Genomic DNA, 26,992 nt, shown 5'->3' with positions numbered 1-26,992 from the left:
TTGCTACATCATACCGTAATTTTCAACCGCACTTTCAGAATATTATTTCGCTAATTTAATCTCTTGAACCCATTTTTCAATAAGACGTTTACGTTCTTCTGTCGCACCATATTTTTCAAAGTCGTAATTGATTAAATTGAGTTTGGTCGGATCAAATGCTACCGGAGATTGCTCAGCTGTGGTATTGGTTAAAATCTGTAAAGATTCCCCTTTCTTCCAAGCCAGCTCCTGTCCTTCTTTCGAAAGTGCCCAATCTATAAATAATTTGGCATTATCAAGATTTCGAGCACCTTTAAGGATACTCACTCCGCCTAATTCATAACCCGTTCCTTCACAAGGTACGATTAATTCTAATGGTGCGCCTTGCTGTTTTTCTAGTGCATAATCGTGTAAAAAACCAATGCCAATTGCGGTTTCAGCCCGTGCCGCATTGCGTGATGGTGCAATGCCGGATTTGGTGTATTGTGATACGTTTGGATGTAATTGTTTAAAGAAATCAAAGGCTTTATCTTCTCCCCAAAGTTGTACAAAGGTCGCGATGGCAGTATAAGCCGTACCGGAACTTTGCGGATCGGCGATTTGAATTTCACCTTTTAAATTTGGATCCGTTAAATCTTTCCAACATTTCGGGACTTCTTTAATACCTAGTTTAGCAAGACGCTCGGTATTCACCCCAAAACCTAAAATCCCCATATAAATGGCGGAGACATAGTGACCTTTCGTTTTTGCTGGATCACGGAACGATTCAACAATTTCATCAATATACTTAGACTTATAGGGCTCAATCAACCCTAATTCTGCCGCTTGCGCTTGCGGATCAAAGGTACCGCCAAACCACACATCCGCTTGCGGATTATTTTTTTCCGCCTCGACTTTTGCAAAGGTACTGCCCGAACCATTGCGGATAAACGACGTTTTAACATCATATTTTTCACCAAAAGCCTTTGTGGTGGTTTCACACAAAATATTCGTAGCACTACAATACACCACTAATCGACCTTTTGCATTTACAGCTGAAGATATCATTAAACCGCCCGCTAAAAGTGCGGTTGAAATAGAAAGAGAAATTTTATTGAATGTCATAATCAACTCCTATCTGAAGAAAAACGCCAAAATACTACGTGAAAACGAAGAAGAATACCGTGACTCTCCTCACAATTTTGTGAATTGATGGCATAAAATACAGGTGAAATTGACCGCACTTTTCTTTATAATTCAGGCAATTTTATCAGCCTCTAGGTTATATTTATGCCAGATTCATCTTGTATCATCATTGCTATCACCGGCGCCTCTGCCTCAGGAAAAAGTTCTATTGCCTCTACTGTTCACAAAGAACTCTGTAACGAATTAGGTTGTCAGCAAATCGGTATTATTGCAGAAGATAGTTACTATAAAGACCAAAGCCATTTAGAAATGAGCGAGCGCGTAAAAACCAATTATGACCACCCTAACTCGATGGATCGTGATTTACTCATTCAACATTTAAAAGATTTAAAAGCCAATAAAGCGGTGGATATTCCCGTCTATAGCTATGTAGAGCATACTCGAACCGCTGAAACCACGCACTTCACCCCTAAACGCATCGTTATTTTAGAAGGTATTTTATTACTCACTGATGAACGAGTACGCCAATTAGCGGATATTTCCGTTTTTGTGGATACCCCGTTGGATATTTGTTTTATCCGCCGCTTGCAACGTGATATGGAAGAACGTGGACGCTCACTTCAATCTGTGATCGACCAATATCGCTCAACCGTGCGTCCAATGTTCTTACAGTTTATTGAACCGTCTAAACAATACGCTGATATTGTCATTCCTCGTGGTGGTAAAAACCGCATTGCGATCAATATGTTAAAAGCTCAAATTCTTCATTTATTAAACCAAAAATAGGAGAAATTATGCGTCTTTGTGATACCGATATTGAACGCTATCTTGATGATGGCATTATTTCTTTAACCCCTCGTCCCGCTAATGACAAAATTAACGGTGCAACCATTGATGTACGTCTGGGTAATTCTTTTCGGGTATTTCGTGAACATTCTGCGCCTTATATTGATTTAAGCGGGCCGAAAGAAGAAGTCTCGGCACAATTAGAATCGGTCATGAGTGATGAAATTATCATTCCTGATGATGAAGCTTTTTTTCTACACCCCGGCGTATTGGCTTTGGCAACCACTTTAGAATCCGTCAAATTACCGGCGAATATCATTGGCTGGCTAGATGGGCGGTCTTCCCTTGCTCGTTTGGGATTAATGGTACACGTCACCGCTCACCGTATTGATCCGGGTTGGGAAGGAAAAATCGTGCTGGAGTTTTACAATTCCGGTAAATTGCCTTTAGCCTTACGCCCGAATATGGTGATCGGTGCACTCAGTTTTGAAGTGTTAAGCGGGGAGGCTGCACGCCCTTATAATCGCCGTAAAGATGCGAAATATCGAAATCAACAAAATGCCGTGGCAAGTCGCATTGATGAGGATAAATAAATGAAAAAGATCGCAATAAGCCTGTTGATCGTGCTTGTTGCGATCTTTGCTTTTTTTTACATCCAACTTCAACAAGCTAAAACACAACTCACCGAACAATTAGCCCAACACAATATTCAAGTAAAATCCCTTGAGTTTAATCTCTTTCCTCAACCTTATTTTTCTATTGAGCAACTCAACTATCATGAGATTTCCCTCAAACAAATTGAGGGAAGATTGGCATTTTTACCCTTAATTCTCGGCGATCCAAAACTTGAACAGCTCGCTATAACGCAAGCAAAAGTAGGGGAAAAAAGCCTCAATTCTGCCAAAATAACCATGTATTTTTCAGATTTTTCACTGAAAAAATTATTGGCAAAAAGTATTTCTTTTAATGGGGAAAATCGAATCTCAATTGAACTTGAAAAACCGATTTACGGTAGAAATACCACCTTTAATCTTGCTTTTACTAAAGGAAAGATTGCCCTAAATCAAGGCAACGAATCTTTACTCCAATTTGATGGTGTCTCTTTAAATGGGCAGCCATTGGACTATATCGAGGTACACAGTGATTTTTCTAAACCACAAAAAATACTGGCTGCCTATATCAAGCCCTACTGTACTACCGATTGTTTAGCGATACTAAAATTCAACAGCCTTGCACAAAAAAGTGCGGTCAAATTTTCCGGTAAAAATTTCCCAATGGAACGCTTACTCACCTTATTGAGCTTTCCTAATACCATGACGGGTACGACTGATTTTAATGTCCAACTTACCTTTTTCAATTCAGAATTAACACAAGGAAAATTTGATTTTAATGCACGGGATGGCGAGCTTTTGGGGCTAAATTTACTTGACCTCGCCACACAGTATTTTCCAATTAATTACAATGATGAACTTTTACAAGGGAAAAGTATGAATACTGCCTACCAAACCTTTATCTCATCATTGAACCTCGAAAATAATTTATTAACTGTCAATAAAATCAGCCTAAAAACAGCCGCACTTTTAGGCGAGGGTAATGGGACGATTGATTTGCATACCATGCAATGCGATATTAATCTCAACCTTTCTGCAACGAATGAAAAATACCAAAACCTTAAACTGACTATTCGCTTTTTTGATAGTTGCTATTCTCCCCAGTATAAACTGGAAATAAATAAAGATTTTCGGAAACAATTAAAACATCTCATTAAAGAGAAATTAAAATAATGTCCTTTTACCAGCAAGCTGAAAAAATCCAAACTTGGCGAGTCATCATCATGGCTTGTGCCGCATTTATTTTCAACACAACAGAATTTGTGCCAGTTGCATTACTGACAGATATTGCTCAAAGCTTTGATATGCAAACCGCTGAAACCGGGCTAATGATGACAGTCTATGCATGGACTGTACTGGTGATGTCTTTACCGGCAATGTTGGCGACAGGAAAAATGGAACGGAAAAGTTTACTCATTAAACTTTTTGTGATTTTTATTATCGGGCATATCCTCTCTGTGATTGCATGGAACTTTTGGGTATTGCTGATTGCCCGTATGTGTATTGCATTGGCTCATTCTATTTTTTGGTCCATTACTGCCTCTCTCGTGATGAGAATCGCCCCCAAAAATAAAAAAACGCAAGCGCTCGGTATGTTAGCAATTGGTTCGTCCCTTGCCACAATTTTAGGCCTACCTCTCGGACGTTTAATTGGTCAGCTTGTCGGCTGGCGGGTCACTTTCGGCATTATAGCCCTCCTAGCACTATTGGCGATGTTCTTAATTATTCAGCTTTTACCTCGTCTCCCAAGTAAGAATGCCGGCTCACTTGCCAGCTTACCCGTTCTCGCCAAACGCCCATTGTTAATCGGACTTTATCTCACAACAGCACTCATTATTTCGGCACATTTTACCGCCTATACCTATATTGAACCTTTTATGATTCAAATTGGACAACTAGCACCAAATCTTACCACGATAATCCTCCTTGTATTTGGCTTGTCAGGCATTAGTGCCAGCTTACTGTTTAATCGGTTATACCGCTTCAACCCCAAAAAATTTGTTCTCAGCGCAATGGGATTATTCATTGTCTCACTCACACTTTTGCTCGGTTCAACCCACTATATAGCTACAATATTTTCCCTTGCTTTTATTTGGGGAATCGGTATTTCCTGTATCGGTTTGGCACTACAAATGCAGGTGCTGAAACTTGCTCCCGATGCCACTGATGTCGCCACCGCCATTTATTCAGGTATATTTAATGCGGGAATCGGTGCCGGTGCGCTATTAGGCAGTCAAATCATGAATTATGTGGGATTGGAATACATCGGATTGAGTGGTGCAATATTGGGGATTATCGGGTTAACAATTTTTCTTGTTTTCCAATTTCGCTATCCGCAGAAAAATATTTAAAAAAATAACCGCACTTTAATCAAAGTGCGGTCGTTTCCCTTGTTGTTTTTATTCATCAACGTGAAAACAAGCAATCAGCTTGCCATCCGAATAAGAAGATAATATTGGTTTTTCTTCACGGCATTTTTCAGTGGCTTTCCAACAACGGGGGTTAAAAGCACAGCCTTTTGGTGGGTTAATCGGGCTTGGCAATTCTCCACTTAATTTAATACGTTCACGGCGTAAATGAGGGGAGAGACGTGGCGTAGCCGAAAGCAAAGCCTGGGTATAAGGATGTTGTGGATTAGAAAAAATCTGTGTCGTTGTGCCTTTTTCCACACAATGCCCGAGATACATCACCATCACTTCATCAGCAATATGTTCCACCACGGAAAGATCGTGGGAAATGAACACATAAGAAAGCCCCAATTCCTCCTGTAAATCCATCATCAAATTGAGCACTTGTGCCCGCACGGAAACATCTAACGCAGATACCGGTTCATCTGCTACTACAATGTCAGGTTCTAACATTAAACCGCGCGCGATAGCAATGCGTTGGCGTTGCCCACCGGAAAACATATGAGGATAACGATCGTAAAATTCCGGACGTAATCCCACTTTTTCCATAATAGAAAGTACTTTTGCTTTACGCTCTTGAGCAGAAAGTTTGGTATTGATGACTAACGGTTCTTCCAAAATTGAACCGATTTTCTTACGCGGGTTCAACGAGGCATAAGGATTTTGAAAAACAATTTGAATTTTCTTACGGCGTAAGGCTTTGGTTTCCGAATTATTCTCTAAAAAATTCTGTCCGTTGTAATACAATTCCCCCTCTGTGGGCTGCTCAATCATCGCAAGCAAACGCCCCAACGTGGATTTACCACAACCAGATTCCCCTACCACTGCCAGGGTTTTCCCTCGCTCTAGTTGGAAAGAAACGCCATCTAAAGCCTTCACCAGCTGAGGTTTGGCAAAGAAGCCTTTTTTAACCGGATAATATTTCTTTAACCCTATCGCATTCAGTAAAGGGGCATTCTCTTTGATATGATTTGTCATTGATTATCTCCTTTACGCCATTTAATCGGTTCACCATTAGTATTCAGTGGTGTATGGCATTTCACTTTACGATCACCAATGTGATGTAATTCCGGTTCAACTTGTCGGCAGTATTCCGTTGCATAAGGGCAACGAGGATTCAATAAACATCCGCTTGACCGGTCATAACGTCCTGGAACAACACCCGGTAACGACTGCAAGCGAGATTTGCCTTCTGCAAATTCAGGTAAAGATCGCAATAATGCTTGCGTATAAGGATGTTTAGGTTCGCGGAAAATATCCTCAGCCCGCCCTTCTTCGACCACCTGACCGGCATACATCACCACAATTCGATGTGCCGCTTCGGCAACAAGTGCAAGATCGTGGGTAATTAAGATTAACGACATACATTCTTTTTTCTGTAAATCGAGTAATAAATCCACAATTTGCGCTTGAATCGTCACATCTAATGCCGTAGTTGGCTCATCGGCAATCAATAGCTTTGGTTTACAGGCAATTGCCATGGCAATCATCACCCGTTGGCTCATTCCGCCCGAAAGTTGATGAGGATAAACATCAATACGGGATTCCGGATCGGGAATACCAACCAAACGTAATAATTCCAAAGTGCGTTCACGACGTGATTGTTTTGAACCACCTTCGTGGACTTTTAGCGCTTCCATAATTTGAAACCCCACGGTATAGGCAGGATTCAGGCTGGTCATCGGATCTTGGAAAATCATCGCTACATCCGCACCAATGAGAGAGCGTTTATCTTTAGCACTCAGTGTTAATAAATCTTTATCCTCAAATATTAAAGACTCTGCCGAGACTTTCCCTGGATAATCAATTAACCCCATAATGGCGAGAGAACTGACGGATTTACCAGAACCTGATTCACCAACAATGCCTAACACTTCGCCTTGTTCCACTTGGTAACTCACCCGATCTACCGCTTTAAAGGCAGTGTTTTTCTCACCGAAATGAACTGAAAGTTCTTTGACTTCTAATAATGCCATTCTCACCCCTATTGTTTGAGTTTTGGATCGAGGGCATCACGTAAACCGTCACCCATTAAATTAAATGCCAATACCAAGGATAAAATCACTAAACCCGGAATCGTCACAAGCCAATTCGCCGCCTGCATAAAACTACGGGCTTCTGAAAGCATAGTACCGAGTTCAGGTGTTGGAGGCTTCGCACCAATACCAAGGAAACCAAGGGTAGCAAGTTCTAAAATGGCATTAGAAATTCCCATCGTCATTTGCACAATAAGGGGAGCTAAACAATTAGGCAAAATCACAATAAACATCAGACGTAAAATGCCAGCTCCTGCCACTTTAGATGAGGTCACATAATCACGATTTTTTTCATTCATCACTGCCGCACGGGTTAACCGGACATAACTTGGAATGGAAACCACCGCAATGGCCAAGGTAGCATTCACTAGAGAAGGTTCAAGAATTGAAACCACAACAATCGTCAGTAGTAAATTTGGAATAGCGAGCATAATATCAATTAAGCGCACAATAACTGTATCCAATGCCCCTCCATAGTAACCGGCCACCAAGCCTAAACTTGTGCCTAATAAACAAGAAAGGAGTACGATGATGAATCCGGCAAAAACTGAAATTCTCGTCCCATAAATAATGCGGGAGAGAATATCACGGCCGATATCATCAGTGCCCAGTAAATAAGCCGCATTCCCTCCCTCATACCAAGCAGGCGGTAATAATAAGGCCGTGCGATTTTGCTCAGCGGGATCAAAAGGCGCAATGTAGGGAGCAAATAGACTGATTAACGCCACAATTAAAATAAAAATTAACCCGATAAGCGCCCCTCGATTTTGTCTAAAATAGAACCAAAATTCTTGTAGAGGTGTTCTAGGCGCTAACATTGAAATCCTGTCTGTCATTCTTTCTCCTACAATTAATGACGAATACGCGGGTTCACCACGCCATAAAGTAAATCAATGGTTAAATTCACCACAATAATAATCGTGGCAATAATTAAAACAGAGCCTTGTAGCACCGGATAATCACGTGCATGAATCGCATCAATGATCCATTTCCCAATACCCGGCCATGAGAAAATAGTTTCCGTTAATACCGCACCGGAAAGCAGTTGACCAACAATTAATCCCACCACGGTCACGACCGGAATCAATGCATTACGCAAAGCATGTACCATCACAATACGAGTATAACTTAGCCCCTTCGCTTTCGCCGTACGAATATAATCTTCGCCTAGCACTTCCAACATAGCAGAACGGGTCATTCGTGTAATAATGGCGAGCGGTATTGTGCCTAATACAATAGCAGGCAAAATCAAGGATTTCACTGCATTTTTAAAAGCACCCGGTACACCGGAAAGCCAAGTATCAATCAGCATAAAACCTGTTGGTGTGTCTATCCAAAAATCGTTCTCTAAACGCCCCCCTTGTGGTAAACCCAAGGAAGGGGACACATATAAAATAAGGATTAAGCCCCACCAAAAAATCGGCATTGAATAGCCGGTTAATGACACGGTAGTCACAGTATGAGAGAGCCAGCTATCTTTTTTTACCGCGGCAATAGTACCCAGAATCACACCACCGAGTAGCGACCAAAATAGCGCAAAAAAAGCCAATTCAGCCGTCGCGGGGAAAAGGGTAAAAAACTCGGTAAGAACAGGCTGTTGGGTTCGAAATGATGCACCAAAATCACCTTGAAGCACATTACCGATATAGTTGAAATATTGCTGATATAAAGGGAGATCCAAGCCTAATTGGTGCATCATTTGCTGATGAACCTCAGGTGTTAAACCCCGTTCACCCATCATAATCTCTACCGGATCACCAGGAATAAAATGCACGAGTGCAAAGGTCACAAAAGTAATAGCGATAAAAGTTGGAATCACCATTAAAATTCGTTTGAAGATAAATTTAAACATTCAATCACTCTGTAACAAAAAGGAAAAGTGCGGTCATTTTCACCGCACTTTTAGAATAAAGCCTTTAGACTCAAAATAAAATGCCTTTGGATTCTACCGCACTTTTTCTAATTTTTCCAAATCACCAATTGCTATTAATCATTCTTTTCCAGAATATACCAATTTTCATTGCTGAATCAAAACACCCTTTAATATAGGAATAAAATCTACCGAACTTTCTCCAATTTTGCCAAATGTGCGATTAACCACTTAATACCTTGTGCTTGGAACGCAATTTGTAACCTTGTATTATTGTCACACCCCTCAACATTGATCACCGTTCCCAAACCAAATTTTGCATGTTTGACTTTTTGTCCCATTTTCCAACCGTTTTCACTTTCTATCGACTGTGCCAGCGATCCGACTTTGGCTAAATTCATTGCACGTGTCACCGTTCCCCGCAGTCGGATTTCTTGGATACATTCTTGTGGTAACTCAGCAATAAAACGGGAAGGCAAATGTCGCTCTTCTTTTGCGTATAAACGGCGGCTTTCCGCATAAGAAATCGTGAGTTTTTGCTTTGCTCTCGTAATCCCCACATAGGCCAAACGGCGTTCTTCCTCTAGTCGTCCCGGTTCTTCAAAAGAGCGAAAACTCGGAAATAGTCCTTCCTCAACGCCCACCATAAATACCCGTGGAAATTCTAACCCTTTGGCCGAATGTAATGTCATCATTTCTACACAAGATTGATGAGGAGAGGCTTGCTCTTCTCCTGCTTCAAGGGACGCATGGGTTAAAAAGGCGGTAAGTTCCGTCATCTCATCAGCATCATCCGGTTTCACAAACTCACGAGTAGCGCTAACCAACTCTTCTAAGTTCTCTATCCGCACTTCACCCTTTTCACCTTTTTCCTGCTTATACATATCATACAAACCGGAATGTTTAATTACAAAATCCGTTTGGGCAAAAAGTGGCATTTCTGCTGTATCCAATGACAAGGAATTAATCAGCTCTTGGAAACGTAACAAAGCTGTGCTAGCACGACCTGTGAGCATATTTTCTTGTATCGCAACCTGTATCGCTTGCCATAAGGTAATTTGTCGCTCACGAGTTAGATTTCTCAAAATATCTAAGGTGCGATCACCAATGCCACGAGGTGGCGTATTGATCACACGCTCAAAAGCCGCATCATCTTGACGGTTATTAATTAAGCGTAAATAAGCCAACGCATCTTTAATTTCTTGGCGTTCAAAGAATCGCATCCCCCCATAAATACGGTAAGGAATTTGACAACGGATTAGGGCTTCTTCAATCACACGGGATTGGCTGTTGCTACGATAAAGCACCGCACAATCATCCAACTTCCCTCCATTTTCAACCCAATCTTGAATTTGAGATGACACAAATTTAGCTTCATCAAGTTCATTAAAGGCAGCGTAAATACCAACCGGCTCGCCCTTTTCCCCCTCTGTCCATAAATTCTTACCGAGACGATCCGCATTATTAGCGATTAATTCATTCGCACTATTTAGGATATTGGCAGTAGAACGATAATTTTGCTCAAGGCGTATAGTTTCCCCCTTGAAATCCTTAAGGAATCTTTGGATATTTTCAACCTGAGCACCACGCCAACCATAGATAGACTGGTCGTCATCACCCACTATCATGACTTTGCCGGTTTGTCCTGCAAAAATTTTTAGCCATTGGTATTGAATTTTGTTGGTATCTTGAAATTCATCCACCAAAATATGTTGAAAACGTTGTTGATAACGCTGCAAAATCAGCGGTTTTTTAGCAAATAATTCATAAGCACGAATTAACAATTCTGCAAAATCAACCAGACCGGTACGATCACAAGTATCTTGATAAATCTGATAAATTTTAATCCATTCACGCTCTTGCCGATCATTAAAATCCTCAATCTCTTGCGGTCGTAAGCCTTCATCTTTTTTGTTATTGATATACCAACAAGCCTGTTTTGGCGGAAAGGCTTTTTCATCAAAATTATGTAATTTCAACAAACGTTTCACTAAACGAAGTTGATCTTCCGAATCCAAAATTTGGAAATCCTGCGGCAATCCGACATCTAAATGATGAGCACGTAATAAGCGATGAGCAATACTATGAAATGTACCAATCCACATACCAAATAAATTTGAGTTGGAATATTGGCTCAATGTAGTTTGAATACGGTGACGCATTTCCGCGGCGGCTTTATTGGTAAAAGTCACTGCCATAATGCTACCTTCGGAAATATTCTCCACCGCCACCAACCACGCAATACGATGGGTCAATACACGGGTTTTACCGCTGCCCGCCCCTGCCAATACTAAATAATTGCCAAGTGGTGCGGTCACCGCCTCACGCTGTTTATCATTCAAACCATCAAGTAATTCAGAAATATCCATAACATTATTTCATCTGTTTAAATTTACAGTTATTATAGACATTATTTGTAAGTGAATCTAGCGTTAGTTATAGTAATCATTTAATACTCAACTGTTCCAAGACGGAGGCTTTAGATTTGAGAGTAGATGAATACTACAAAAATGTTTCAATACACAGCCGCCTGAAGGCGGCTGGATCCTAGGTTTTGAAGCCTTTCGCTATAAGGTTTTACGGCCCTTAATTCGCTAAGCTTTTACCTTGGAAGTGATGTGAAGTATACCACTGCTCTTCTTGCCATACTTCAATTTTATAAGCCACTAATTTTTAAAGAACTTTTATTATCGCTAACCACTCAGTTTTTTCTTGACAACTACAGGTTAGCGAATTATAAAATCAGCGTATCATTAAATATGTCTATAGATTGTTTTGCTCCGTGATGTTCTACTTTATTACGCCATTTACTACCCAAATGGTAAAACCGTAGACTATCACATTTAGGGGCATAAGTATTAAGAAGTTTCTCTTTTAGAACCACCCATTGATCAGGCGTTACATCACATTCAAACACTGAATATTGCGCGCGAACGCCATAATCCAAACAATGTTTAGCTATTCTACTCAACCTTCCTTCACCATCATCTGCCTCAAAAGAGATATCATAGGTAATTAACATCATCATAAATGATTCACTCCCAAAAACATCAAAATTTTCTCCTTCATTTTATTGATGAATTATCGCATCAAAAACGGGGGGATATTCCGTCAAATCGCCGCGTAAATGCCTCTCTAGCAACATGGCTTGAATATGCGGTAACAGACCGATGACCACCTCTTCCTGTAAAAATGGATGCACAATCTTTTCCTGTTTTTTCACCTGCAAAGTTTGGAACACTAGCTTTCGTGCCTCCGGTTTGATATTCACCACTCCACCCTCCTCGGTCACAAAATCCTTAGGCTTAATTTGACCTCGGTTAATTAACGATAGCACCAATCTGTCCGCCCACCACACTCGAAACTCCTCCAAGATATCTTGCGCCAAACTGTCTCGCCCCGGACCATCGGCATGTAGAAAACCCACCTGCGGCTCTAAACCCAAGCCTTGCAACGCGCCACTGATATCCTTGCCCAAAATACTGTACACAAATGACAGTAGGGTATTCACCTCGTCATGTGGTGACCGTCAGTTGCGTCCGTCGAAAACAAAACAACTGTTTTCACGTAGCAAATGGCCTGAACACACCAAAATAACGTGCCACAGCATCGCCCTCAATTCCGCAAATTAACTCCAAGCTTTACGCCCTCTTCAATTACCGTAAAGCGAAATTCATCGCAGACACAGCCACTTGAATCACCTCAAGTTCACCGTGATTACGTAGTCGCCGCTGTAACACCTGCTTACCCGACTGAATCTTCTCCGCAATAATATTCCGAGCAATCGGCACCGGATTTTGTTCCGACAGACGATATTGTGTCCATCGCAGTAACATTACCACTCTGTCGCCCTGCAACCGTCCTAAAAAACGTCCGTTTTCGGTGAAAAACGCCAGATTCACATTATTTTCTTTTCTCCGCAAAACCCCATCAAAAATGGTGACACTAGCACATTGCCGAAACAGAAAATATGCCCGATGGAATGTACCGGCAACTGAGCCACCTTTTTGTATTCCTGTTCCACCACCAACGTTTCCCACTCCTTATGCAACTGCCCTGCGTAGTGATGTAGAGCGTATTTTGCAGTTTTCGCATGGTTGAAAAACTCCCTTGATTTTGATCGCACTTTTATTTTGGAACCGATTGTTGTTTAGACCGTCTGAAAACGATTTTAGTAGGTCGGACATTTATGCTCGACTTTTACTTGACCACGGGCTATAAATGCCCTACCTACTTCATGCGTGTAGCACAAGCCACACACATATTACCCATTGGAGGATTTTAAGTCCGTCTGAAAAAAATCAGGCTTTCAGACGGCGTAGAACAAAAAAACAGATAACCTATCAACGCGTGCGTACACAAGGACACACACCCTACGCTTGCTAATTTTTCAATTCATTATTCCAGATTTGCTCACAAATAGCCTGATAAAGCCTCTGCCTTTTATCAACATCTATTTTTTTAAACTCTATGTGAGCTTGAAATGGCAATTTCAGTTCATTTTTTAGGCAAGTAAAATTTGGATTATTTTCATATGCTAAAGGACAGAGAGATTTGACCAATAAATTTTCTTTAATGTAATGAATATGCTTTTTCTCATAGGTTAAATCACCATATGACTGATTCGTTCCACGCGGCAATAACACTAAATCGCCTATTCTATTGCGATAACTATTAAATTCATGCTCTTGCTGAAACTCGTCCTGATAACGTGAAAATTTATTTGCCCAAATATGTTCAACCTCAAAAGGCTTTCCTGCAGTTGGTTGATAATAAGTTATAAAATTAGTATCCATTCCAGCTTTCTTTTCTATCCAAGCAGTCATGCGAGACAATAAAAATTTCACAAATCGATAATTTTGCCCATGAAGACGAAATTCATTCATGCCATCAAAAGATTCTTGCATTTCAGAAAGTTTCTTGGAAAGTATTTGTTTTAATTCATGAACATCCTTCCCCCGAATTTCTTTCACTAAGTTATACATAGTATAACGTATAGAATTTGCTGAGAATTTTCGGAAATTTATAGAACGTCTAACGACAAACGTTTCAATATAGCGAGCAACAATGTTTATTTTTTCACAAACAATTTCATTACTATCATTTATATTTAACGAGGCCAACATCAAAGGAAAGCTTAATGTTGGCGCAATTCCCCAATGATTGATGTAGTAGACATATTCAAGTTTTAAATTCAGCTCTTTCTCTGCTTTAAGGATCAGAATATATGCATCCAAGTAAAACTGAAATTCTTTTTGAGCAAAATTCTCAAAAGTTTTACTATTTTCAGGATCCAAACCAATTTTAGATAAATTGTCTCTTACCCAACTGTGAAAACGGGTGCCAATTTTCTCAAAGTCTTCATTCTGAGAGCCTGCCTTACCGGTACGAATACTATCGGCATATTTAGCCCGTAACCAAGATTGGAAAAAACGTTGATCTTCATCTTTGTCATAAACTTTTAAATCAAGCACTGCTTTTTTCCACGCCTCATTAGCTTGCTCACGCTTATTCAGATTATCAAACCGAGATAAAATAAATCCTTTAAGCATTTCAGAAGGCGTGAGATTTAACCCTCTGTCATTCATAGTCTCAAAAATGTTATAAGCATTTTCATCGGAATAAGCAATAATTTCTACCATAATGACGTTATACTTTAACCAATCAATAAAAAATGGAAAAGACTCATTTTTTAACTCGTCGGGAAATATTTCTTCTATATCTTGATAACGTTCGGTCATATTAATAACAGACATATCATCTTTATCATTACTAATGTATCTACCGTTATTAAATAAAGCTTCTAGACAAGGAATTCGACTTTCCACTGTAATATTGAAAGACTTATTTCCTCTTAATTCCGAAAAAATCATTGATTCAATTTTTTCTGTCTCACCCAATTCTTTTTGCAAATTATGAAGATAAATTAAAAATAAAGTAAGAGAAGTAAGGCGTTGCTGACCATCAATGATGCTACGCTTACCATCTTTGACACTTACCACAAATGGTCCTAGATAGTAATTATTGTATTTTTCTCCTTCTTCACGCTTATCCCCTGGCATATACTCATTAAGAAAAGAAGATGTTAAATCTGTTATTAACGCCTCAATATGTTTCCTTTCCCAGCTATATTCCCGTTGAAAATAATCTACCGTATATTTTTGTTCACTCAATACATCAAACAAGTTCCGATGGCGAGCCTCAATTTTATTTTCAAGATTGCTCATTAAAATTCTCCAATAACATGTGATTATGAAAATTAATTTAGGGGCTGACGTAGATTAGCCCTAAATTTCACACCATTTTCGCAATGTTTTTAACTGCTCTTTTGGTGTACCAAAGTTAAACCGAAATTCGCATTCGTTCAAGAATAAAGGAAAACTTTTTCGCTCTATTCCATTATATTTTCGAAGTATCCGCTTAGCTTGACTCCAAAAATTTTCAATTCCATTAATATGGTTTTGTTTCACCGCAAACAACTCTGAATGGTTAATCCGTTCGTGGTAAAATTCGCTTACATCAAGGGCATCATAACTACGATAAGTATCGGTATAAACCCGGCTATCAGGCTTGATTTTCCTTGCTATAACAGGCATCAGCGTTGTTGTCTTCGTATCATTGACGACCACAGTAAACACTTTACCTTGCCGTTTCAATATCCCAAAAACAGCCACTTTTCCTGCCGCTCCACGACCTCGTTTTCCTTTACGATGTCCACCAAAATAGCTTTCATCCAACTCTATTTGTTTGTCAAATACTTCATCCACTTCAAGGGCTAAATGATAGCTGATGACCTCACGGATTTTGCGGTAAAACAGGATTGCTGAATTAGGCTGAATACCGAGTAAATCTGCTGCTGAACGAGCCGTTACTTCTAATACAAAAAACTCAAGGCGCTTTTTCTGTATAGATTTCTTTAATTTACAATGAGTTATCTTCATTTTTGTAGATTAACATACTAGCTAATCTACGTCAGCCCCTTGATTAATTTAATTTGATATTCCCAAAACAACCCCTCCACATACCCAACCGACCGATCCCGTTCCAACAACTACGGCTGGCAAACTTCCACCAGAGAGCAGGCTTTGCAGCGTTTGCCATACACTGGTGACGGGGTTTTCCCGCCTGCCAAAAGTTCGCGCACTTGGACGGTAACAGTCAGTGTTTGTGCGCGTAGTTCGTCTGAAAACAGCACAGGTACGCGGTGGCAGGTTTGTATATACCACAGCGCGCCCTTTGCGATACGCTGTCTCGTCATCTCCTTCGGCACGGAAAAATTTCGGCAGATTGCCGTGGTCGAAATCAATATCGTGCAACATCCAGCCAAAATCGCGGTTGGCTTCGCTTTCAGACAAGCATGATTCGGGGAAAGCTCCGTTATCGACCACCCAGGCAAAATGCTCTGGAAACTCGACGCCCTCCGCTTAAACATCTCGATATGCTTAGTGCTCGTATCGTCCTCGCCCGCTTTGGCCGTCAGCACCGCATGGGCTTCAATCACATAGTCCACGTCTTTCAGCACTGTTGCCGCACGCTGCTGGAGATCGTCATCAATCATCGTATATAAATCAACCACACTCTTGCGCCTCATCTCCCCGCTCACCTTGCTTTCAGAAATCTTGCTGCCCAATTCATTACGCCGCACCGATTCAAAACGGATCGGTTTCAATACATAAATGCGATCAATCACCCAGAGTATCGCAGGTTTCCAGTGCACTGCTAACAGAATCCCTCTCGCTGCCGATGGCATGATGATATCGTAAGACACCCGCTCCACCTTCATTTCCGGACGGGTAAAACAGGCGTAATCCCCCCCCCAGATGTGTAGGCGTACCCGATTCATTTTTTGTTCTCCTATGATTTTGTTAACACATCCCCTTCCGGGGAGAAGGGGCAGATCATATATAATCCATATTTATACTTTTAAAATTTGTAACAAGGCTCGTCCTGTTTATGATGAAACTCAATCCAATTTTTTAAAGTTTCTTCATAGTTAGTACCATCATTACTTGGAATATCATTGCATACGCTGATTAATTCTTTCAGTATAGATTCTACACTTGAACGCACTTTTTCCTTCTCTTGAACAGCTTTCCAACTTCTAAATGGCTTATCTTTAGATGGCAAGTCCATGTTATGATGAATTTCAAAATTAGGACATGAACAACGATAAGTAACTGTTAATCCAGCTTTACGTGCCTCAGTTACGGCCTCTGAAATTGCTCTATTTATAGAGTATGCCGAATTAGCCCTATCACCAGACGAAATTTTAGGAGAGTCTATATCGTGCAATACAGAAAAATTAATTTTAAAATGAGATAAGATTTTTACTAAAATAGTAATTGTCGCTTTTCCTCTAGCTCTAATAATAAGAGGACGTTGGCTAACAGGATAATCCGCAGGATTACTATTCATAACTTCATGAAAAGCAGCAAACTCAGTATCCCCTTCGACAATAACAACTTTATCTCCAAAAAAAATTTCAGAAACATTAGAATCAAAAACCATTAATGCTTTCAGATTATCTAATTCATCATCACTAAAATTTATTGTTTCTGATTTATATATATTGGGTTCTAAATGCTTATCTAATCGATGTAAGCGAACAATGGTTGTATGATCTTTTATAGGATCAACAAAAGCAGGATGATGAGTACTCAACATGACTTGCCAACCTGCTTCAGACGCTAAGTTATATAAATGTTCTTTAGCTGCACGAATTGCTGAGGGATGTAATGCCGTCTCAGGCTCATCAATCAACAACATGTACCCAGGCAAAAAGAAATCGCTTGAACCATTTTGAGATTGAGATAATTGGCTCTTAAGATTTTGAATTTTTTCTTTATCTTTCGAAGTTTGTGATTTTTTGCTTTCTAATTTTTGTAATTCCTTTTGTATATCAGAAACTCTACTTAACTCAGATCTTACCTGAAGAATAGACCAAAATAGTGCTCGCTGTGAGCCTGTTCCTTGCTGATCCCAGCGAGCAACGTTGCCTGTTTCAGAAATATCAATTCTTGAACCTGATAGCAAAGATTTTGCAGGATCAAAACCAATATCTCCAATCCCAATGTTAAGATGAATTCCTGATGCACTAAATACTTTGCAATAGGATGAATTAATCTGTTGCTGGATTTTTTCAATGTCACTACGAAGTTCTGATATTGGATCATTTGCCAAGCTCTTCAGTTCCTTAATTTTATTGCTTAATTCAGATTCTTCATTTTCTATAATTTCTTTATATTTATTAATTATTGGTTCAAGTACAAGATTTAATAATTTTTTATGCTCTTCTTCAGGATTATCTAAAGAACCTATTCTAAATGGTTTGGGCAAACGGCTATTAAACACAGTATCTAATCCAGCAGCTTTACCGTCATCCGCATATTCTCTCTTCTCTGGATCCCAAGTGCGTCTAGTAGGTTTTCCTCCTTCTAAAGGCCATTCCCACTTAGAACGGACTAGCAATAATCCATCTTCTGTTGCCTCTTTCCATTTTTCATCAATGTTGCCTGCACTTTTAGGAATATGAACCCATAATTCGACCGTAGCAGGATTTCCATTTGCATTACAATTAAAATCTTTTATATCTAACTTTTCTTGCTGAACTGCTAATTCATATGCTCTTAATACTGTTGTTTTACCAGCATTATTTGCTCCGACTAAGCACACAATATCATCTAATTCAACTGTCAAACCCTCATTACCGATACAGCCAATATTTCTAACACGCATACGTACAAGATGTGAACGTTCCATAGTTTTACCTTCTTAATAAATTTATAAGTTTAAAAAAATATTTTTAATAATGGATTGAAAACTTTCTTAAACTAGAAAATCAAATTCTCCTCTCTTAAAAAATTAGTATCCTCCCAACTAACCCCCGCCACATCATCATACAAATCCAACCCAATCAGGCAGTAAAACTGTTTTCCGAAGGTGTATTCCTTGATAGTTTCAATGCGTCTAGCTTTCAACAAGGCATCTAGTGCGCTTTCGGGGATTTGCACGGTGTAATGCTGGAGTTTGCGCAACGGCATGGTCGAGAATGTTACTGCGTAGGCGATTAAGCGCAGCGCGATGTCGCTCGGCTTCGTTTGCCGGAGCCTGCTTGGCTATCTGTCTGAAAGATTCGATAAAGGTGTTGAAACGTTGTTGCAGAGCGTTTAAATCGGGATAGCCGCCGCGCTGTATGGATTTGCCTTCAACGCAAGCATAAAAGGCTTCGGTATCAAGAAAATCAGCATCCACCAGGCAAAAATACAGCATACGGATAAAGAAGGCATAAGAAAACCATTTATGATGGGCGTCAGGCTTCAAGGGCGGTGCGGGCAGTTTTTCAGGCAACACGATTTCCTGCTGCCAAACAGGGTCAAGCTCGGGAATATCTTTGCCGAAAGCAAGAGCAAGGCGTTGCGCTAAGGTACGACGGTTATCCCCCTCTCCATTACCGTTTGCCAAGCCGGCATGATGACCGGCAATGCAGAAAGCCATCAGCTTACCTGCCCCCCCCCCAACGCTCAACCGCAATCTTCGCACCTGCGGTAGCATGGTCAACGGAAGGACCACCTCGCAGTCGCCTATCAAATGCTTCTGTATATTTGCCTAAGTCGTGCAATTTAGCCGTATTCCTTGCTATCTCTTGTGAGCCAAAAAAACAAGCAAAATTAGCTGACATTTCGGCGACTTGAGACAAGTGATTCTGTAAAATTTGCCACTGAGATTCTGAAAGACTTTCGCTAGAGTGAGCGTAATAAATTTTCTCTTTTTTCATAAAAAATAACCTTGACTAAACATCTAAATCTTACAAAAAGAAAAACGAAATGTGTATTGGCAAAAGTTATTTATGAGAGGTAGATCAATTTTTTATTTACAATAAATTTACTACTCCGTTTTAACAGAACGGTCTTTTCAGACCTATCACTTTCAATACATTGTAAACCTTGTATAATTAATGTGTTAAAAATACCGCTACCCTATATTTCAAGCATTATTTTTCATGGCAAATAACACTTCTACGTAGGTACATTTTAAATACCACAACGACAACAATAAACAGATCCGACTTTACAAAAATAAGATTACAAATTATAGTCTTGGCTTGGTTAGTCAGGGTGCGAGAATCGCTGAGAAACACCCGTGAACCTGAAGCAGTTAGCACTGACGTAGGAAACTAATCTTCTCTTCCTCAAGGGCTGACTTACTTTTTCTTTATTCATTAAGTAAGGATGCATATGATTCCCTATACTCATTTAAAAAATGCCTTTAAATTAACCGCACTTTGTACATTATTAAATATTGGTCTGCCAAACACAGCTAAGGCACAAGGAAAGTTGGTTGTTTATTGTACGGTACAAAACACAACCTGTGAAAAGGTGACCCAAGCTTTCAGTAAAAAATATGATGTAAATACACAATTTGTCCGCAATAGTACCGGTACAGTACTAGGCAAACTCAAAGCGGAGAAAGACAATCCTCAAGCGGATGTTTGGTATGGCGGAACATTTGAACCCCACTTGCAAGCCCGAGATGCAGGTTTGCTTGAAACCTACCGTTCACCTGAGCAAAAAAATATTTTGCCTCAATTTAAAAACTTGGTGGAACAACGCGGTGATACCACTTCCATTATTTATTTAATGGATCTTGGCATTGGGATTAATGAGAAATCCCTTGCCGAAAAAAATATCGCCACACCGCAGTGTTACGCTGATTTATTAAAACCGGAATTTAAGGATTTGGTTCAATATCCTGATCCACGCGTATCCGGCACAGGATATAGCATTATTGCCACTCTTGTCGAGCTGATGGGCGAAGATAAGGCGTTTGATTATTTGAAGGCATTAAACAAAAACATCAACCAATACACTAAAAGCGGTATGGCGACCAGCAACCTTTCTACCGGTGCAACAACTGCCAATATTGGATTTATGCATGCTTATGTTCGGGAAAAAGACAAAGGTGCACCGGTTGCCGGTATTCTTCCTTGCGAAGGCGTTGGCTACACCTTGGGGGCGGCAAGTATTATTAAAAATGGGCGAAACTTAGAAAATGCCAAACTTTTTATGGATTTTGTACTTTCCGCAGAAGCTCAAGAAATTCCATGGCGTGAAGCAGAGGCTTATCAGCTTCCAACTAATATTTATGCTAAAGCCCATCCTAATCTGCCGAATCCAACAAAACTCAAACTCATTGATATTGATTTCATTCGATTTGGTTCTGATCAGGAAGCAAAACGTTTGATTGAGCGTTGGGTAAAAGAAGTGAAGGGAGAATAAAGATTCGACTTCCAAAAGGGCAAGATGGTTTCTTGCCTTTTTATAAAATCCCGTAAAAATTCTCTCTCAGAAAATCAAGCGCTCTTCCCCATTATAGATATTTCCCTTACCTGTTCTGGCAAATCCAACCAAAGTCAGATGATGTTTTTTTGCCATATTAACCGCCAAATCCGTTGCCGCAGAAATCGCCACTAATATTTCCACCCCACAAGCAATCACTTTTTGCACCATTTCGTAGCTTGCCCGACTTGAGGTGAGTATCATTCCTGATGGCTTACCCACACTAACATACCAGCCAATCAGTTTATCTAAGGCAACGTGGCGCCCCACATCTTCTCGAATGGCAAGTAAGTTACCTTGCAAATCAAAAAATGCACAGGCATGTGTTGCGCCAGTCTGTTTACCTAATTGTTGATTTTCCTGCAATGTAGCAAGGCAATTATCTAGCAAACTAACATCAAACTGAAAAGTGCGGTCTAATTTAGGAAAATTTTTGTAAACCTGATTGAGTTGCTCCGCCCCGCAAATGCCGCATCCTGTACGTCCGGTAAGATTTCGTCGATGTTCTTTAAGTGCCATAAATTGACGACTGGAAAGCTCTATTTGCACTTCAATGCCGTTGCATACTTCTATTACATCAATTCCATAAATATCTAAAGGACTATCAATAATCCCCTCTGTTAAAGAAAACCCTAAGGCAAAATCCTCCAAATCTTGTGGAGAACACATCATCACTGCATGAGAAATGCCGTTATAGACAAGCGAAACCGGAATTTCAACGGCAAGAAAATCATTTTTTGTTTCTAAAAGTGCGGTCGATTTGCCTGATATTTTTGTTTTTTTTAAAAACTTGATGGATTGCTCAATGCTACTATTCATTGATAGCCTACCTATTCAGTTATGTAACAATAATGTTATTTTTTTGCTAACTTCGTGATCTAAATCACATCCTTTCAGGGATATAATGTATTTTGATTATGGATTTATCGTAAAAAAATCGGTATCCTACTCTCACCTTAAATTGGTGTTTTTCTATACGCAATTTAGTCTGTTGATTAAGGTTATTCTAACGAAATCAACTCAATTTTCTAGATGAATTTCTTTACTATCTAATTAATATCTCAACAAACTATTGTTGAAAGGAGTGATTATGCAGGTCTCAAGAAGAAAGTTCTTTAAGATCTGTGCAGGTGGTATGGCGGGAACTTCTGCTGCGATGTTAGGCTTTGCGCCGGCAAATGTGTTAGCAGCACCGCGTGAATATAAATTATTGCGCGCTTATGAATCCCGTAACACTTGTACATATTGTGCCGTCAGTTGCGGTATGTTGCTTTATAGTACCGGTAAACCTCATACAGGATTAAGTAGCTACACCGGTACCAATACCCGTTCAAAATTATTTCACCTTGAAGGCGATCCTGACCATCCAATCAGTCGTGGTGCACTCTGTCCGAAAGGCGCTGGTGCGCTTGATTATGTCAACAGCGAAAGCCGTTCCTTATATCCTCAATACCGAGCACCGGGTTCCGACAAATGGGAAAGAATCTCTTGGCAAGATGCAATCAAACGCATTGCCCGATTAATGAAAGATGATCGCGATGCCAATTTTATCGAAACCGATGCAAGCGGAAAAACCGTAAACCGTTGGGCAACCACAGGGATTATGACTGCCTCAGCCATGAGCAATGAAGCTGCGTTACTCACGCAAAAATGGATTCGAATGCTCGGGATGGTGCCGGTATGTAACCAAGCGAATACTTGACACGGACCAACGGTAGCAAGTCTTGCTCCATCATTTGGTCGCGGTGCCATGACAAATAACTGGGTTGACATCAAAAATGCCAATTTAATTATCGTTCAAGGCGGTAACCCTGCCGAAGCTCACCCTGTTGGCTTCCGTTGGGCAATTGAGGCGAAGAAAAACGGTGCGAAAATCATCGTTATCGATCCACGCTTTAACCGCACAGCCTCTGTCGCTGATCTTCATGCTCCAATCCGTTCAGGTTCTGATATTGCGTTCTTAATGGGCGTGATTCGTTACCTATTGGAAAATGATAAGATTCAACACGAATATGTTAAACACTACACTAACGCCTCTTTCTTAGTCAACGAAGGTTTTAAATTTGAAGACGGATTGTTCTCAGGCTACGATACAGAAAAACGTAGCTATGACAAATCAACTTGGAATTATCAATTTGATGAGAACGGTCAGGCTAAACGTGATATGACATTACAACATCCACGTTGTGTAATTAATGTATTAAAAGAACATGTTTCCCGTTACACCCCTGAAATGGTCGAACGCGTAACAGGCGTCAAACAAAAACTATTCTTACAAATCTGTGAGGAAATCGGTAAAACCTCCGCACCAAACAAGACGATGACGCATTTATATGCATTAGGTTTTACAGAACATACTATCGGTACGCAAAACATTCGCTCAATGGCGATGATCCAATTGCTATTAGGTAATATGGGAATGCCAGGTGGCGGTATTAACGCATTACGTGGACACTCAAACGTACAGGGTACAACAGATATGGGATTGTTACCGACTTCCCTACCCGGTTATATGCGTTTGCCAAACGATAAAGACTCCTCTTACGAGCAATATATCAATGCGATTACGCCAAAAGACATCGTTCCGGGTCAAATCAACTATTATCGCAATACGTCAAAATTCTTTGTGAGTATGATGAAAACCTTCTATGGTGATAATGCGACCAAAGAAAACGGTTGGGGTTTTGATTTCTTACCGAAAACCGATCGTTTATACGATCCAATTACTCATGTGAAATTAATGAACGATGGTCAGTTACACGGTTGGATTTTACAAGGCTTTAACGTATTGAACTCGTTACCGAATAAGAATAAAACCCTTGCGGGTATGAGCAAGTTAAAATTCTTAATCGTGCTTGATCCACTTCAAACTGAAAGTTCTGAATTTTGGAAAAACTTTGGCGAATCAAACAATGTCAATCCTGCGGATATCCAAACCGAAGTATTCCGTTTACCAACGACTTGTTTCGCAGAAGAAGACGGTTCAATTTCCAACTCCGGTCGCTGGGCACAATGGCACTGGAAAGGCTGTGATCAACCGGGTGAAGCTTTACCTGATGTAGATATTCTTTCAATGATTCGTGAAGAAATGCACGAGCTCTACAAAAAAGAAGGCGGTCGTGGTATTGAATCTTTTGAGGCTATGACATGGAATTATGCGCAACCACACTCACCAAGTGCGGAAGAATTAGCAAAAGAATTAAATGGTTATGCTCTTGAAGATCTTTATGACCAAAACGGCAACCTGATGTATAAAAAAGGGCAATTACTCAATGGTTTTGCTCACTTACGTGATGACGGTACAACCACATCAGGTAACTGGCTATACGTAGGTCAATGGACAGAAAAAGGTAACCAAACCGCTAATCGTGATAATTCAGATCCGTCCGGTCTAGGCTGTACTGTAGGTTGGGGCTTTGCTTGGCCGGCAAACCGCCGTGTCCTTTATAGCCGTGCGTCCTTAGATATTAATGGTAAACCATGGGATAAACATCGTCAGCTAATCAAATGGAACGGTAAAAACTGGAACTGGTTTGATGTTGCCGACTATGGTTCTCAACCACCGGGTTCTGAGGCAGGGCCGTTTATTATGTCCGCCGAAGGTGTAGGTCGCTTATTTGCCGTAGATAAAATCAATAACGGCCCGATGCCGGAGCATTATGAACCGGTTGAAAGCCCGATTGACACTAATCCACTCCATCCAAATGTGGTAACAGATCCTACCGTACGTATTTACAAGGAAGACCGTGAATTTATCGGCTCAAATAAAGAGTTCCCATTTGTGGCAACCACTTATCGTTTAACCGAGCATTTCCACAGTTGGACCGCACAATCTGCACTTAATATTATTGCCCAACCGCAACAATTTGTGGAAATCGGGGAAAAATTAGCCGCAGAAAAAGGTATCCAAAAAGGCGATATGGTGAAAATCACCTCAAAACGAGGTTATATCAAAGCCGTTGCCGTTGTTACCAAACGTTTGAAAGAACTAGAAATTGACGGTAAAACCGTTCACCATGTGGGTATTCCGATTCACTGGAATATGAAAGCCTTAAATGGAAAAGGTAATCGTGGATTCTCCACTAATGTTCTCACACCATCTTGGGGTGAAGCTAATACACAAACACCGGAATACAAAACATTCTTGGTAAATATTGAGAAAGCGGAGGCATAAACAATGAGTGTACAATCTCAAGATATTATCAAGATCTCCGCAACCTCAGAGCTCACCCCGGCACCGCAGGCGCGAGATCACAAAGTTGAAGTGGCAAAGCTGATTGATGTTTCCACCTGTATCGGCTGTAAAGCCTGTCAGGTGGGCTGCTCTGAGTGGAATGACATCCGATCCGATGTCAATGCACAATGCGTAGGCGTTTATGACAACCCCGTTGATCTTAACGCCAAAGCATGGACAGTCATGCGCTTTAATGAAGTGGAAGAAAACGATCGTTTAGAATGGTTAATTCGTAAAGACGGTTGTATGCACTGCTCAGAACCGGGCTGCTTAAAAGCCTGTCCTTCACCGGGAGCAATCATTCAATACAAAAACGGTATTGTGGATTTCCAATCAGACAAATGTATCGGTTGCGGTTACTGTATCGCAGGCTGTCCATTTAACATTCCTCGAATGAATCCGGACGACAATCGTGTGTATAAATGTACCCTTTGTGTCGATCGCGTTTCTGTCGGACAAGAGCCGGCTTGTGTCAAAACCTGTCCAACGGGGGCGATTCGTTTCGGCTCAAAAGAAGAAATGAAGATCTATGCGGAACAACGCGTTGCCGATCTTAAATCACGTGGTTATGAAAATGCCGGACTTTATGATCCACCGGGAGTCGGTGGCACGCACGTGATGTATGTGCTACATCACGCAGACAGACCTGAACTTTACAATGGTCTCCCGAAAGATCCGCAAATCGACCTCAGTATCACTTTATGGAAAGATGTGTTAAAACCGGTTGCGGCTGTCGCAATGGGAGGCTTAGCCTTAGCTGAGCTAGGTCATTACTTAACTGTTGGCCCAAATGTTGAGACGGATGTCGAAGATCACCATGAAAAATTTGAGAATGAAGATAAACATGGAGGAAAAAAAGATGAGTAAATTTGAAATTACGAACGATACCCGTATCTTTCGTCATCGAATTCCTGCACGTTTAAGTCACTGGTTCTTGGTGATCACCTTTTTCCTAACCATGTTTACCGGGGTTGCATTTTTCTTCCCTGATTTTGCCTGGCTAACGGATATTTTAGGTACGCCACAACTTGCACGAGCAGTTCATCCGTTCACAGGGCTTTTAATGTTCGTTGCCTTTATCTTCTTATGTTCTTTATATTGGCATCATAACATTCCTGAAAAAAATGATATTCGTTGGTTAAAAGGTGTCGTTGAAGTCCTAAAAGGTAATGAACACGAAGTGGCATACAACGGAAAATACAATCTTGGTCAGAAAATGCTATTTTGGACATTGATTCTTGCTATGTTCACCTTATTAGCAACCGGTATTGTGATGTGGCGTCAATATTTTTCACACCACTTTTCAATTCCAGTTCTAAGATTTGCAATTCTTCTCCATTCTGCAAGTGCATTTATGCTCTTCACCGGTATTATGGTGCATATGTATATGGCATTCTGGGTGAAAGGTTCAATTCGCGGGATCATAGAAGGCTGGGTCACCGTTCGTTGGGCGAAAAAACACCATCCAAAATGGTATCGTGAAGAAATTCTACCTGAATTAGAAAAAGACGGAGAACGTGAAGCCAAAGGTGAAAAAACCAAAGCTTTATTTAAACGTATCTCAGACTAAGTCCAGTTCACTCACTCAAAAAGTGCGGTCATTTTTAA

At 40.5% G+C, this 26,992-nt stretch carries 21 protein-coding genes and 3 pseudogenes; 8 read left to right on the top strand and 16 right to left on the bottom strand.

Annotated elements, in window-relative coordinates; all coding sequences use genetic code 11:
- Positions 1-42: 42 nt before the first annotated feature.
- Positions 43-1,083: an ABC transporter substrate-binding protein gene (locus BKK54_RS00485; protein ID WP_077540468.1), complete on the bottom strand. Its 1,041-nt coding sequence runs from the start codon at positions 1,081-1,083 to the stop codon at positions 43-45.
- A 165-nt stretch (positions 1,084-1,248) separates the two neighbouring features.
- Here BKK54_RS00485 and udk point away from each other — a divergent pair, with 165 nt between their 5' ends.
- Genes udk through BKK54_RS00465 form a run of 4 tightly spaced genes read left to right on the top strand, consistent with a single transcriptional unit; the run spans position 1,249 to position 4,852 of the window.
- Positions 1,249-1,890 carry a uridine kinase gene (gene udk, locus BKK54_RS00480; RefSeq protein ID WP_077418073.1) on the top strand — a complete coding sequence of 214 codons (642 nt, stop codon included), beginning with the start codon at positions 1,249-1,251 and terminating at the stop codon, positions 1,888-1,890.
- Positions 1,891-1,898: 8 nt separating this feature from the next.
- Positions 1,899-2,483, top strand: a complete 585-nt coding sequence (gene dcd / locus BKK54_RS00475; protein ID WP_077540466.1) for a dCTP deaminase — start codon at positions 1,899-1,901, stop codon at positions 2,481-2,483.
- Positions 2,484-3,674 carry a hypothetical protein gene (locus tag BKK54_RS00470; protein ID WP_077540464.1) on the top strand — a complete coding sequence of 397 codons (1,191 nt, stop codon included), beginning with the start codon at positions 2,484-2,486 and terminating at the stop codon, positions 3,672-3,674. It begins immediately after the preceding gene.
- Positions 3,674-4,852 (top strand): sugar transporter, encoded by a 1,179-nt coding sequence (locus BKK54_RS00465; protein WP_077540462.1) that lies wholly within the window; start codon positions 3,674-3,676, stop codon positions 4,850-4,852. The genes BKK54_RS00470 and BKK54_RS00465 overlap by 1 nt, the downstream gene beginning before the upstream one ends.
- Positions 4,853-4,900: 48 nt before the next feature.
- Here BKK54_RS00465 and BKK54_RS00460 read toward each other — a convergent pair whose 3' ends face one another.
- The 14 genes and pseudogenes from BKK54_RS00460 to BKK54_RS11940 all read right to left on the bottom strand — a co-directional run bounded on the left by BKK54_RS00460 (position 4,901) and on the right by BKK54_RS11940 (position 19,589).
- Positions 4,901-5,887, bottom strand: a complete 987-nt coding sequence (locus BKK54_RS00460) for a peptide ABC transporter ATP-binding protein (RefSeq protein ID WP_077540460.1) — start codon at positions 5,885-5,887, stop codon at positions 4,901-4,903.
- Complete coding sequence (gene dppD, locus BKK54_RS00455; protein ID WP_077540458.1) at positions 5,884-6,885, bottom strand: dipeptide ABC transporter ATP-binding protein; 1,002 nt, start codon at positions 6,883-6,885, stop codon at positions 5,884-5,886. Before dppD ends, BKK54_RS00460 begins: the two co-directional genes overlap by 4 nt.
- Before the next feature lie 8 nt (positions 6,886-6,893).
- Positions 6,894-7,781, bottom strand: coding sequence for an ABC transporter permease subunit (locus BKK54_RS00450; RefSeq protein ID WP_077540456.1), 888 nt, complete (start codon positions 7,779-7,781; stop codon positions 6,894-6,896).
- Between the two features lie 14 nt (positions 7,782-7,795).
- The gene (locus BKK54_RS00445; protein ID WP_077540454.1) at positions 7,796-8,797 is read right to left on the bottom strand and encodes an ABC transporter permease subunit; all 1,002 of its coding nucleotides are present in this window, start codon (positions 8,795-8,797) and stop codon (positions 7,796-7,798) included.
- A gap of 206 nt (positions 8,798-9,003) precedes the next feature.
- Complete coding sequence (gene uvrD, locus BKK54_RS00440) at positions 9,004-11,184, bottom strand: DNA helicase II (protein ID WP_077540452.1); 2,181 nt, start codon at positions 11,182-11,184, stop codon at positions 9,004-9,006.
- Between the two features lie 365 nt (positions 11,185-11,549).
- Positions 11,550-11,843, bottom strand: a complete 294-nt coding sequence (gene cas2, locus BKK54_RS00435) for a CRISPR-associated endonuclease Cas2 (protein WP_077540450.1) — start codon at positions 11,841-11,843, stop codon at positions 11,550-11,552.
- A gap of 53 nt (positions 11,844-11,896) precedes the next feature.
- Positions 11,897-12,910, bottom strand: a pseudogene (gene cas1c / locus BKK54_RS11865) (type I-C CRISPR-associated endonuclease Cas1c).
- A 287-nt stretch (positions 12,911-13,197) separates the two neighbouring features.
- Positions 13,198-15,042 (bottom strand): DUF262 domain-containing protein, encoded by a 1,845-nt coding sequence (locus BKK54_RS00425; RefSeq protein WP_077540448.1) that lies wholly within the window; start codon positions 15,040-15,042, stop codon positions 13,198-13,200.
- Positions 15,043-15,102: 60 nt separating this feature from the next.
- Positions 15,103-15,756, bottom strand: coding sequence for an IS1595 family transposase (locus BKK54_RS00420; RefSeq protein WP_077540447.1), 654 nt, complete (start codon positions 15,754-15,756; stop codon positions 15,103-15,105).
- Positions 15,757-15,866: 110 nt separating this feature from the next.
- A pseudogene (locus BKK54_RS12200) lies at positions 15,867-16,043 on the bottom strand (CRISPR-associated protein Cas4); the annotation flags it as partial.
- Positions 16,044-16,068: 25 nt separating this feature from the next.
- Positions 16,069-16,658, bottom strand: a pseudogene (gene cas5c, locus BKK54_RS00410) (type I-C CRISPR-associated protein Cas5c); the annotation flags it as partial.
- A gap of 80 nt (positions 16,659-16,738) precedes the next feature.
- The gene (locus BKK54_RS00405; protein WP_077540444.1) at positions 16,739-18,574 is read right to left on the bottom strand and encodes an ATP-dependent nuclease; all 1,836 of its coding nucleotides are present in this window, start codon (positions 18,572-18,574) and stop codon (positions 16,739-16,741) included.
- Positions 18,575-18,781: 207 nt separating this feature from the next.
- Positions 18,782-19,309: a CRISPR-associated endonuclease Cas3'' gene (locus BKK54_RS00400; protein ID WP_244153065.1), complete on the bottom strand. Its 528-nt coding sequence runs from the start codon at positions 19,307-19,309 to the stop codon at positions 18,782-18,784.
- 4 nt (positions 19,310-19,313) lie between these two features.
- On the bottom strand, positions 19,314-19,589 hold the full coding sequence (locus BKK54_RS11940; RefSeq protein ID WP_244153064.1) for a CRISPR-associated endonuclease Cas3'': 276 nt from the start codon (positions 19,587-19,589) through the stop codon (positions 19,314-19,316).
- 460 nt (positions 19,590-20,049) lie between these two features.
- Here BKK54_RS11940 and BKK54_RS00395 point away from each other — a divergent pair, with 460 nt between their 5' ends.
- Positions 20,050-21,090 carry an ABC transporter substrate-binding protein gene (locus BKK54_RS00395; protein WP_077540442.1) on the top strand — a complete coding sequence of 347 codons (1,041 nt, stop codon included), beginning with the start codon at positions 20,050-20,052 and terminating at the stop codon, positions 21,088-21,090.
- A gap of 66 nt (positions 21,091-21,156) precedes the next feature.
- On the opposite strand, the gene fdhD is transcribed toward BKK54_RS00395, so the two are convergent.
- Entirely contained in the window at positions 21,157-21,969 is an 813-nt protein-coding gene (gene fdhD, locus BKK54_RS00390) for a formate dehydrogenase accessory sulfurtransferase FdhD (RefSeq protein ID WP_077540440.1), read from the bottom strand.
- Between the two features lie 271 nt (positions 21,970-22,240).
- On the opposite strand from fdhD, the gene fdnG reads away from it, so the two are divergent.
- The 3 genes from fdnG to BKK54_RS00370 are packed head-to-tail and all read left to right on the top strand — an operon-like array spanning position 22,241 to position 26,954.
- Entirely contained in the window at positions 22,241-25,324 is a 3,084-nt protein-coding gene (gene fdnG / locus BKK54_RS00380) for a formate dehydrogenase-N subunit alpha (RefSeq protein ID WP_143541388.1), read from the top strand.
- A gap of 3 nt (positions 25,325-25,327) precedes the next feature.
- Positions 25,328-26,251, top strand: a complete 924-nt coding sequence (gene fdxH / locus BKK54_RS00375; RefSeq protein ID WP_077540435.1) for a formate dehydrogenase subunit beta — start codon at positions 25,328-25,330, stop codon at positions 26,249-26,251.
- Positions 26,244-26,954: a formate dehydrogenase subunit gamma gene (locus BKK54_RS00370; protein ID WP_077540433.1), complete on the top strand. Its 711-nt coding sequence runs from the start codon at positions 26,244-26,246 to the stop codon at positions 26,952-26,954. Before fdxH ends, BKK54_RS00370 begins: the two co-directional genes overlap by 8 nt.
- The last annotated feature ends 38 nt before the right edge of the window (positions 26,955-26,992 follow it).

This window comes from Rodentibacter genomosp. 1 (assembly GCF_001999285.1).
GTDB lineage: Bacteria > Pseudomonadota > Gammaproteobacteria > Enterobacterales > Pasteurellaceae > Rodentibacter.
This window is presented reverse-complemented; position numbering and strand designations above follow the sequence as displayed.